The organism is Arthrobacter gandavensis (assembly GCF_015355785.1).
Classification (GTDB): domain Bacteria; phylum Actinomycetota; class Actinomycetes; order Actinomycetales; family Micrococcaceae; genus Arthrobacter_B; species Arthrobacter_B gandavensis_A.
In genome coordinates this window covers 434,519-444,250 of the sequence record NZ_JADKYW010000003.1, presented here as the reverse complement: position 1 = coordinate 444,250, position 9,732 = coordinate 434,519, and the positions used below count along the sequence as shown (strand labels likewise).

Below are 9,732 nucleotides of genomic sequence, written 5' to 3'. Positions count from 1 at the left end.
GCCGCCGTCGTAAGCAGTTCGCTACTTTTCCCAGGGGGCCCTGATGGGGAAGTATTTCTCCAGGAAGTCCGTGACCCGCTCCGTGCGTTCTTCTGTCGGGACCTCGGGGAAGGAGCCGTCGTTGAGGCAGAAGAGGTCCTTGTTCCGCTTCGCCAGCAGCCGGTCCATGTCCTTGAGGCCACGGTAGGAGGTGGTGTCCACGTACTTCACCTTGGCGGTTTCCTGCGTGACGGCGCGGCCGGTGAGCAGGGCGTAGTAGTGGTAGAGCGAGTTGGTGACGGAGATGTTGTCCTTCGCCCTGAACTTGCTCGCTGCCGTTGCCGCGAACTCGTCGGGGAACACCGCTTCCATTTCCACGAGCACGCTCTTGCGCAGCGGCGCCGCCGTGTGTTCAAGGTGGCGCGTGGTGATCCGGCCGAAGCGTTCCCAGAGCAGCCTGCGGTTCACGCGGGCGGCGTTCTCGAATCCGCTGCGCTCGGGGTCGTTGGCGCCGAGGCCGATGCGGGTGCTGGCTTCGATGAACTTGGTGATCCCGCCGGGGGAGAAGAACAGGTCCGGTCCCACCGGGCGGCCGAAGAACATGTCGTCATTGGAGTACAGGAAGTGTTCGGAGAGCCCGGGGATGTGCTGCAGCTGGGATTCAACTGCCTGCGAGTTGAACGTGGGCAGCACGGACGGATCGCGGAAATGCTCCGTTGCCGGGACGAATGTGACGGACGGGTGGTCTGCCAGCCAGTCCGGGCGAGGGGAGTCGGAGGCGATGAAGATCCTGCGGATCCAGGGCGCGAACATGTAGATGGAGCGCAGCGCGTACTTCAGTTCGTTGATCTGCCGGTAGCGGGCTTCATGGTCATCGCCTTCGCCCACAACGGCGTCCTGCATCAGTGCGGCGCGCCGTGCGCGGTATTCCGGCGAGCTTCCATCCACCCAGGAGAAGACCAGGTCCACATCGAACCGGATATCCGTTGCGTGGTCTGCGAACATGTTCTCGATGGTGGGCCAGGTCAGGCCGTGCTTGTCTACGCTGCCGCGGATCACCTCGGAGGCCGGAAGGGTGCGCCGGGTCAGGGAGTTCTCGACGGGGAGCGTGATCTCCTTCTCGCCGAGTTCCCACAGTTCAACCTGGACCCCGGCTGACGGTCCGAAGAAGAGGTTGGTTCCGCTGGTTCCGCGTGGCCGGAACAGGCGGATGATGCGTGTTCTCTGATAAGGCGAGAGTTCGCCGTCGGCCACCAGCAGCGTGCGTGACTTCTCGGTGTCCACGCTGCGGGAGTAGAACGGTTCTTCCCTGCAGGCTGCCACGAGGGCGTCGCGGAGGTCTTCCCGCAGGCGCAGGTCTATAGCGATGACCGGCCGCTGGTCGTTGCCTCGGACCAGCAGGTAGTCGATTCCGGCGTCGTCCAGTACCCGGCGTACGAAAAGCAGGTCTTCCACCATTGCCTGGTGCGGTGTCAGGCCGGTGTCCATGAGAGTCAGCCGGCCCTTGACCTTGCGGACGTTCGGGCGGTGTTCAACCCGTTCAATGACAGCCAGGGACGCTGTCTGGAGGTCTTCTGCCTCTGCGCCTTCTTCCGGTGTACCGAAGTAGACGTCGTGCTCTGCAGTGATGTCGGTAATTGGAGCCTCCAGGGGTCGGGCCGTTTAGGCACAAAAAAGGGGGAAGCGTGCGACGCTGCACGGTAGCTGGACCGTTGGAACTCACCTGCAGGTTTTGGTGCCTTGCCGGTGTGCGTAACCGCGGGGTGCTATGGGCGGCGCTGACGGGGCTGCGTAGCATTGATGCTTTGCACGCGGAAACCTCCGGGAGCCGATGTGAGATACCGTAACACCCTGTTGTGTGCCGCCGTTACGGTGGGGCTTGCCGTGGCCTCGTGTGCTGCGCCACAGCCTTCCGGGACTGCCGCTCCGACGTGGTCTTCCTATACGGTTTCGGAGGACTTTTTGGAGTTTGAGTACCGCTCTGACTGGCAGGTTGAGCAGGTTGATTCGCTGGCCAATGACCCTTCCGGCGGTGTTTCCCTGCGGGTTCACGACGCCGGCGGCGACGTTATTGCCTGGCTGGACACCGGGATTATTACGGATCAGGTGTGCATGGGAATGCAGGAACCCGTGGTCTATACGGAGTACGATTCCCAGCCTATGCCTGAGCTTGAATCCCGGCAGGGGACTTCGCAGCGTTTTGTGTACCGTTCTGTGGCTCCTGCTGCCGGTGAGGCGCTGGTGACCTATGCGGTGGTCAGTGCTCCTCCACCGCCCGCGGGAGACGCTGCCTGCGGTCTCTTTGATTTCTTCACTTTGACTGAGTCCAGCGGGGGTCGGTTTTCTGGTGTTGTGCCTCCTGATGAGGGAACGGACTCAGCTGCCCACTTGGAGAAGGCTGCGGCGTATGCGGGCTCTGAAGAGTACCGCGATGTGAGGCGGATGCTGGTTTCACTGCGCAATTCTGACTGAGTTTTTGCGCTTGGTGCCCTTTTGCTGTGGCGTGCTGTGGATAAGTACGTATGCTTTGCGGCAGTTTCAGTAGGATCTACCGCACGCTGCCTTGCCTATCACGGGGGTTTCAATGTCCAGTCTTGGTGTTCGACGCCGGTTCGCTGCGGTTTCCCTGGCTCTGGCTGGTTCTCTTGTCCTTTCCGGCTGTTCCGGTTCGGATGATCCCGATGCTGATGCGGCCCAATCGCCCATCAGTTCGGTTTCGCCCAGCGCATCTCCCAGTCCGACTCCTACGCCGTCTGCTACGTACAAACCCGCTTCTGCTGAGGGGCCTGCCGAGAATGTTCCGCTGCCTGTGATGCCGGAGGAGGCGAAGGTCGAGTCCAAGGAGGGGCTTATTGCTTTTGCGCGGTATTGGTATGAGGCCGCTGCCTACGGATACGAAACCGGAGGGGTAGATCCCTTGAGAGAAATCAGCGGCCCGGACTGCACGGCTTGCAACGGCGCCTATTCGACGCTCGCGACTTGGTTCGAAGGTGGTGGGTGGACGGTAGGCGGTCAGATTGAGGTGACATCCGCGGCCTCAGAGTACGCACTCACCGAATCCGGAAATCGGCAGGCGCTGGTTATGTTCAAGCAGGTACCAATCGATATTTACGGCCCAGAGGGACTCATCCGGACGGTGGGGCAAGGAGATGCGTATGTGCAGCTAATGGACGCCAGTTTCCGGGACGGGTCATGGATCGCAGTGGACGTTGTAACCATGAAACAAATGCCATGACGCTGTCTCCATTTGGCGGGCAAGTAATCAGTTTGTCCATAATCCTCGGCATGTTGGCTGGAAGTGGGGAGGGAACTGGTGACCTTGGTTCCGAAGGCAACGTGCAGGGCAATGCAACTTTCTACCAGGATCCAACCAGCGGCGCATGGGCGACATTTCAAGTTGGTCTACCCGATGACCCCATGCAGTACAAATACGAAGCGGCCTGTTTCGACGAGGACAATGGGGATATCGATTGTTTTGTGCGGTACGGGCTTGAATGCAACGCAGGCCCGAACGGTCGCCTTGTTTGGTGGTCGTCCGCGCTGAAAGGCGATGATAATCCGGTTTGGGAAAGATTGAGTGAAGCGCCAACCTGCATCTACTCAGAAGACCCTGCCGCTTTTCAGGAACGCCTCCGAGAGGCCATACTCAGAGCCCTCCAAGAGGCCCCGATCGCGCCGGGAACCGTGACGCTGCAGCCGAGCCCTCACACACTTATCGGCGCTCACACGAACGTTTATGCCGAAGCCCAGCCTCAGGTTTTCGACATGGAGCTTCTCGGACAGTCCATCCGCATAGAGGTGGAGCCAACGGAGTACACGTTCAGTTACGGTGATGGAACGGTCCACGGTCCGGTCTCCACACCGGGAGGCCCGCTGCCCGAAGCGCGCTGGGGAGAACAAACGTCCACGAGCCACCGGTATTCGCAGACCGGTGATGTTCCGGTTAGCATCACGACTTTCTTCTCGGGCCGATACTCCGTCAATGGCGGCCCAATGATTCCCATCGACGGCCGCGCCGAAGTAGCCTCACCGTCCCAGGTCCTGAGTGTGTGGCGTTCGGAGTCCCGCAACGTTGCGGACAACTGTCTGGTGAACCCCACCGGAGTCGGTTGCTGATCGTCCGAAATCCTCCCTGTGGATAAGCCAAATCACCGTAAGAGATAGGCATAGCCTCAAGCCACAACGTCCGCCGGACTTACGGAGATGGCTATGCAGAAGACACGGATTCCCTCGGGAGCTGGAAGGTCCAAAAGAGCCGTCGTCCGAGTGCTCTTGGCTGGCATGCTCACCCTCCTGCTGAGTAGCTGCTCGATGGTCAGCTTCAAACCGGCGGTGAACACGTCCCAGGCTGAACCCGCGGAGACGGGTTCCTCCACCCCCGCACCTGCGGAACCGCCGGCGCCGACACCCACTCCTTCGTACAGCCAGGCTTCCGGCGCGGGCCCGGCTGCCAATGTGGAGCTGCCGATACTCCCAGAGGCAGCACGCCAGGAGACAAAGGACGGGCTGCTGGCATTCGCCGAGTATTGGTTTGAGCTTGTCGATTACACGTACCAAACCGGAGACGCCGCACTGCTCAGAGTGGTGACAACGCCGGAGTGCGCCGTCTGCGGAGGCATGTACGGGAGGATCCCGGAGGCCTATGCGGATGGGGGATGGGTGGAAGGCGGACTGGTTGAGATGGACAAGCTCGAGTCGGCTTTTGTACTTACGCCGGAAAACCGGCGCCAGGCAACGATGTCGGTGAGGCAGAAAGAGATGATCTTCCGGGATAGGTCGGGCACGTCAGTCGACGTGGTTGCCGGTAATCTCCACTCCAGTCACATGCTCCTGGAGGCAACGTTCACCGGAGACGGCTGGTACGTGGACACAGCAGTGCTTACGGGATGGCCGGGATAGTGTCCCCGTTTAGCGGCCCGGTTTCGGCACGGCAAAAAGCACCCGCGGATCCTGCAACAGTGCCGGGTAGGCAAATGCGGACCGGAGAACAGTTCCGGAAACCTGAACTGTTCGGAGGGCAGCGTCATTCTTAAGGGACACTTCCCCAACGGTTCCCAGCTCCAGGACAGTCCGGTCTGGCCCCAACAAGGCAACCTCATCGCCGTCGTCCATTTCCTCGAGGAAGCGCTCAAGCTGGCGTGCCTTCTTTCCAGTCACGGGCGTACCGCGAGCGGACAGCATCGGCAGCTCAATCACCGGTCCGTCGTCCCCGGCAACAGGACGGGCAACCCACAGCGAATCCGGTCCGGGGTCGGCGGGCAGAATCAGCTGTTCAGGTTCCGGCCACACGTAGGGCAGATCTGCCGGAGTGCCGGGGAACAGGTCCGCATAGAATGCGGGATCCTTGGCGAGCAGGTTCGAGCGGTGGCTCTTGTGAACCTGCGGATCACCCAGCCAAGGGGGCGAAGGCGCGTCCCCGCCGTCGGCGTCCGGCGCGAACTCGACCAGCTGCTCCCGCACGGTGTCTGCGTGTCCCCGTCCGGTCCAGGCATCGGTCATCGCCAGGCCGTAGGTCACCAGGGCGGGAACGTAGCCCATCCACATCCGGGTGACCGGGTGATTCTGCCAGCCGTAGTCGGGGAGCGCGAGCGCTCGCAGGATCTGGAGGGTTTCAACCCGCTGCTTTCCCAGACGAGGAGAGTCGAGCACCTCGGCGCTTCGCCGGAAATTCTCATAGGGAAGGAATGTCTGCACGCCGGCCTCAGGACCTAGTACTCGGCATACAGTTCCCCCGCCAGCACCGGTTCCGCAACCCGGTTATCCGGCCCTGGCAGGGGACAGGCCCAGCGTTCGTCATAAGCGCACGACGGGTTGTAGAGGAAATTGAAGTCCAGGATCAGTGAATCGTTCGTACCCTCGCCGAGGTGCGCCCCTTTGATCGTGTCCAGCAGGTACCGGCCCCCGCCGTACGTTCCGCCCGCTTTGCCGGCCAGACCATCCCGCAGAGGGAGGAACAAACCGCCCCCATACGTGGCCAGGCGCCACAGCGCCAGCCTGCCGATCGGCGTCGTAACCGTTCCGAGGCGTTCGAAATAGACGGTCCCGTCTGTTCCGGTGGGCACTTCGAGCCGCTGCCCGGCGCCGTCGTCGTCTATTGCCGCTTCGCAGCGCAGCTCAGGATCATAGGGTGCGACGGCGAGGCCTGTGAACCGGTGTTTGGCTGCCTCGCCGAGCGGGGATGCGGGGTGGGAGGCGAACAGCCCGTCCCGTTCGCGGCGCCACAGATCATGGGCTGACGACGGCGAAGCGGTCTCCACAGCGTGCCGTGCCTTGGCGTATATGTCGAACATGCGACGGCGCCAGTCGGCCGTCCGGAGTGCCGAATCGGGGGAAACCATATCTCCAGCGTAGTGTGTTCGGGTGACTACGGGACTGCTGATTGTTGTGCTGGCTTCGATCTTTGTCGGGGCGCTGGCCCAGCGGATCGCCGGTCTTGGGTTCGCCCTCCTCATTTCGCCGTTCCTGGTGATCATCCTTGGCGCCCATGCGGGCGTGCTGATGGTGAACGTGTGCGGGCTCGTGTCCTCGCTGCTGATCATGTTCCGTGTCTGGAAGGACGTGGACTGGAACATGTATCGATGGCTGGCTGTTCCTGCCGTGATCGGGAGCATCCCTGCCTCCGTCGCTGCCGTGTATCTGCCGGCCGCGCCGATGGCTGTGATTGTGGGTGCGATCGTCCTCGTGGCCTTGGGCGCGTCTCTGGTTCTGGCCCGCAATTCAGTTGTGGTGACCGGCAATCCTGCCAAGGCGATCGCCGGTTTCGCGTCCGGAGTGACGAACGCTGTGGCGGGGGTTGGCGGTCCGGCCGTCAGCGCCTATGCCGTGATGGCCCGATGGCCGCAGCGGCCTTTTGCCGCAACCCTTCAGCCGTTCTTTGTCACTATCGCGACTGTGACCCTTGCCGTGAAGCTTGCGACGGACCCGGGGCAGATGCCTCCGTTCAGCGTCATCGCCTGGGTGCTGATTGGTGTCATGATCATTGGCGGTATCTATGCGGGGGAGCGGCTGCAGAAGCATATCCGTGACGACCACGTCCGTTTCGCAGTCATCGTGGTCGCTTTCCTCGGCGCCGGTGCTGCCATGGCCAAGGGCATCATCGATCTGATGGCTTGAGTGCCCGCTGCCTGATCCGGCGGCTGTCCGATGGCTGGTGCCGATGGCAGGTGCCGTTTTGAACTGGCGGTTTTGGGTGGTTTTGGATGGAGCCCGGTTGGGCGGTGCCGTGTTGGGGAGGGGCCCGCTGTGCGGCGCCCGACGCCGGAGCTCGCTGGTGGAGCCGTGTTGGGCGGCGGTGCCGAGAGCCGTGTTGGGAGGCGGTGCCCGACGCCGGAGCCCGGCTGTGCGTGTTTGGTGCGGTTTGTCGGGGAGGGGCCCGAGCGTCGCGGCATCGGCCGCGACAGGTGGGGTCCTTTCCGTCGGAAGCGCTTCTTGACGCGCAGAACCCGGCGGACTGGGGCGACCGGATGATGCTGTTAGCGAGGGCCCGTAGGAGAGCCTGGTTTGGCATCTTAAAGCAGGTAAATGACCGGTAGCCTGCGGTCCTGAAAAGGGCTGATTTAGGCCCCGGGATGTCAGTGGCAGCTGAAAGTCTAGGGGTATGAACCGTTCCTCGGACACTCCGTTCTTTTCCCGGTCAGCTGACCGGGAAGGCCGCAGTGCTGCCGTCATTTCCAGCGCCGTGTTCTGTGCTGATCCTGCGGCGGAGGGGGAGGCTTCTGGACCGTTGCTGCCGGAGGGCTTTACTGGCCGGTTGTCGCTGCGGGGTGCAGAGTTCCTGGGGTACGAGGAGACCGTGTCCGCGCTGCAGCGCCTGGGCATGCTCATCTCCTGGGCCCAGGCTCAGCAGGCCCGGGTCGCTGCCCGGCTGGAAGTGCTCTTCGCCAGGGACATTGCCGAGGCCTCCGGCGGGCGGGAAGAACCCGCCCTGGCCATGAGCCTCGCCGCCGCTGAAGCCTCCACCGCACTGAACATCCCGCACATGAGCGCGATGCAGCTCATCAGCGAATCCACCCGGCTGTGCTCTGAGACCCCGGAGACTCTGGCCCGGCTGTCCGAGGGGAAGATCGCTCTGCAGCACGCCCGCATCATTCTGGACGAAACCCACAACCTGCCCGCCGATCTCCTCGAGGAAACAGCACCCGGCAATGGTTCCGGTGACACAGGTCCAGAGCGCGCCGGCCCACCGGCTGATGGGGACTCAGGCCAGCTGGACCTCGGCCTGAACACCCCGGATGCGCAGGACAGCGCAAACGGGCCCGGCATGCAGGACCCACCCCGTGCGACGGATGGAACCGAACCCGCAGACGAACCCGGAAGTGACGCGTCCGGTGCCGATCACGGGTCCGGTGCCGTGCTCACCGTGCGGGGCGCGTTCGAACGGGACCTGCTTGCTGCGGCGGAGGGCAGGACCGCTGCCGGCTTCGGACGCCGTGCCCGCAGGCTGCGTGAAACCCGTTTTCCTGACCTGATTCCTGTCCGGCACCGGCAGGCCAAGGACAAACGACGTGTGAGCTTCCAGCCCCTGCCCGATGGCATGTCCTGCCTCAGCGCGGTCATCGCCGCCGAGAAAGGACAAACCATGTTCGCTGCCCTGACCAGTGCAGCGAAAACCGGCAAACACGCCGGGGATCCCCGCACCATGGACCAGCTCCGCGCGGACACCCTCACCGAACTGCTCCTCGAAGCCCCGCCCGCAGGCGCACCGGAAGTCCGGGCTGCGACCCCAGACACGGCGGCTTCACCTCCCGGAAGCACACCAGCCACCGAAGACGTCCACGGAGCAACACCCGTTCCTGGCCAGGTAACACCAGACACCAGCTCCGGTTCGGTTATCCCTGCGAACGAATCCGCCGCCTGCATTCTCGTTCCCGATCCGGACGGCAACCCGGCGGGCAGCACTAGGCAGGACAGGCGGCCCCGCCGGGCCGAGCATCCCCACCGGGCCGAGCAGCACCGGAACAGGAACCAAAACACGAACCGGAAGCAGAACCGCTCCCGGGTTCGTACCGAGGTCATGGTCCTGATCAACGCGGACACCCTGGCCGGACTGGACGAAAACCCGGCAGAACTCAACGGCTACGGACCCATCAGCGCCGACACCGCACGCACCATGATCCTCAACGCAATGCACTGGACACCCCTGCTCCAGAACCCCGCCACCGGTGAAATCCTCACCGTCGGACGAACACGACGCATCCCGGCCGGACTCAAACGCTGGCTCCAGGCCCGGGACGGAACCTGCCGGTTCCCCGGCTGCTCCGTGAACGTCACGCACACGGAGATCGACCACACCACTCCGTACTCACGCGGGGGTCCCACAGACCACTCGAACCTGGAACACCTCTGTCCCAAACACCACCGGTTCAAGACCCTGGGCCATTGGAAGGCTCGCCAGCCAGAACCTGGAACCATCGAATGGAACTCACCTGCCGGCCGCACCTACGCAACGGACCCGGCACTGGACTACCTGCCAACCCCACCAAAGCCCGGAACCCCGCAACCGCGGCAGCATGGCCCCGGAACCCCGCAACCGCCCGGTAGAAGCACCCAGAAGCCGGACGACGATCCCCCTCCGTTCTAGTGTTCAGTGGGTTCAAGACACTCTCAGCCGGTATCCGAATGCCAAAGTGTGGACCAGTGCGTTCGGGCATGTCCCTCCGAGGGCTGCAGTCACCTCGCAGCGGCAACTGCAGTCACCTCGGAGCGGCAGAGCGCCAGAGCGGCAGCGGCAGCCGCAGCCACAGCTGCAGTCAC

At 63.2% G+C, this 9,732-nt stretch carries 9 protein-coding genes; 6 read left to right on the top strand and 3 right to left on the bottom strand.

The annotated features are described in order from the left end of the window. Nucleotides 1–21: 21 nt before the first annotated feature. The gene (locus tag ITX31_RS03355) at nt 22–1,467 is read right to left on the bottom strand and encodes a stealth family protein (protein ID WP_416354774.1); all 1,446 of its coding nucleotides are present in this window, start codon (nt 1,465–1,467) and stop codon (nt 22–24) included. 474 nt (nt 1,468–1,941) lie between these two features. On the opposite strand from ITX31_RS03355, the gene ITX31_RS03350 reads away from it, so the two are divergent. The 4 genes from ITX31_RS03350 (at nt 1,942) to ITX31_RS03335 (ending at nt 4,878) form a co-directional block, all read left to right on the top strand. Then, nucleotides 1,942–2,451: a hypothetical protein gene (locus ITX31_RS03350; RefSeq protein WP_194782044.1), complete on the top strand. Its 510-nt coding sequence runs from the start codon at nt 1,942–1,944 to the stop codon at nt 2,449–2,451. Nucleotides 2,452–2,563: 112 nt separating this feature from the next. After that, on the top strand, nt 2,564–3,214 hold the full coding sequence (locus ITX31_RS03345; protein ID WP_194782043.1) for a DUF6318 family protein: 651 nt from the start codon (nt 2,564–2,566) through the stop codon (nt 3,212–3,214). Beyond that, entirely contained in the window at nt 3,211–4,095 is an 885-nt protein-coding gene (locus ITX31_RS15745; RefSeq protein ID WP_228528928.1) for a hypothetical protein, read from the top strand. The genes ITX31_RS03345 and ITX31_RS15745 overlap by 4 nt, the downstream gene beginning before the upstream one ends. Before the next feature lie 93 nt (nt 4,096–4,188). Beyond that, entirely contained in the window at nt 4,189–4,878 is a 690-nt protein-coding gene (locus tag ITX31_RS03335; protein ID WP_194782042.1) for a DUF6318 family protein, read from the top strand. A 9-nt stretch (nt 4,879–4,887) separates the two neighbouring features. On the opposite strand, the gene ITX31_RS03330 is transcribed toward ITX31_RS03335, so the two are convergent. Both ITX31_RS03330 and ITX31_RS03325 read right to left on the bottom strand, forming a co-directional pair. Further along, nucleotides 4,888–5,673, bottom strand: a complete 786-nt coding sequence (locus ITX31_RS03330) for an MSMEG_6728 family protein (RefSeq protein WP_194782041.1) — start codon at nt 5,671–5,673, stop codon at nt 4,888–4,890. A 14-nt stretch (nt 5,674–5,687) separates the two neighbouring features. Further along, on the bottom strand, nt 5,688–6,317 hold the full coding sequence (locus ITX31_RS03325; protein WP_194782040.1) for a DUF1684 domain-containing protein: 630 nt from the start codon (nt 6,315–6,317) through the stop codon (nt 5,688–5,690). Nucleotides 6,318–6,339: 22 nt separating this feature from the next. Here ITX31_RS03325 and ITX31_RS03320 point away from each other — a divergent pair, with 22 nt between their 5' ends. Together ITX31_RS03320 and ITX31_RS03315 are read left to right on the top strand one after the other, a co-directional pair. Continuing rightward, nucleotides 6,340–7,092 carry a TSUP family transporter gene (locus tag ITX31_RS03320; RefSeq protein WP_194782039.1) on the top strand — a complete coding sequence of 251 codons (753 nt, stop codon included), beginning with the start codon at nt 6,340–6,342 and terminating at the stop codon, nt 7,090–7,092. A 484-nt stretch (nt 7,093–7,576) separates the two neighbouring features. Continuing rightward, complete coding sequence (locus tag ITX31_RS03315) at nt 7,577–9,559, top strand: HNH endonuclease (RefSeq protein ID WP_194782038.1); 1,983 nt, start codon at nt 7,577–7,579, stop codon at nt 9,557–9,559. Nucleotides 9,560–9,732 lie beyond the last annotated feature (173 nt).

What these genes read in the sequence shown, in the direction of transcription:
- ITX31_RS03355 (WP_416354774.1), bottom strand. Translation starts at nt 1,467, where the DNA reads ATGGACACCGGCCTGACACCGCACCAGGCAATGGTGGAAGACCTGCTT.
- ITX31_RS03345 (WP_194782043.1), top strand. Translation starts at nt 2,564, where the DNA reads ATGTCCAGTCTTGGTGTTCGACGCCGGTTCGCTGCGGTTTCCCTGGCT.
- ITX31_RS15745 (WP_228528928.1), top strand. Translation starts at nt 3,211, where the DNA reads ATGACGCTGTCTCCATTTGGCGGGCAAGTAATCAGTTTGTCCATAATC.
- ITX31_RS03335 (WP_194782042.1), top strand. Translation starts at nt 4,189, where the DNA reads ATGCAGAAGACACGGATTCCCTCGGGAGCTGGAAGGTCCAAAAGAGCC.
- ITX31_RS03325 (WP_194782040.1), bottom strand. Translation starts at nt 6,317, where the DNA reads ATGGTTTCCCCCGATTCGGCACTCCGGACGGCCGACTGGCGCCGTCGC.
- ITX31_RS03315 (WP_194782038.1), top strand. Translation starts at nt 7,577, where the DNA reads ATGAACCGTTCCTCGGACACTCCGTTCTTTTCCCGGTCAGCTGACCGG.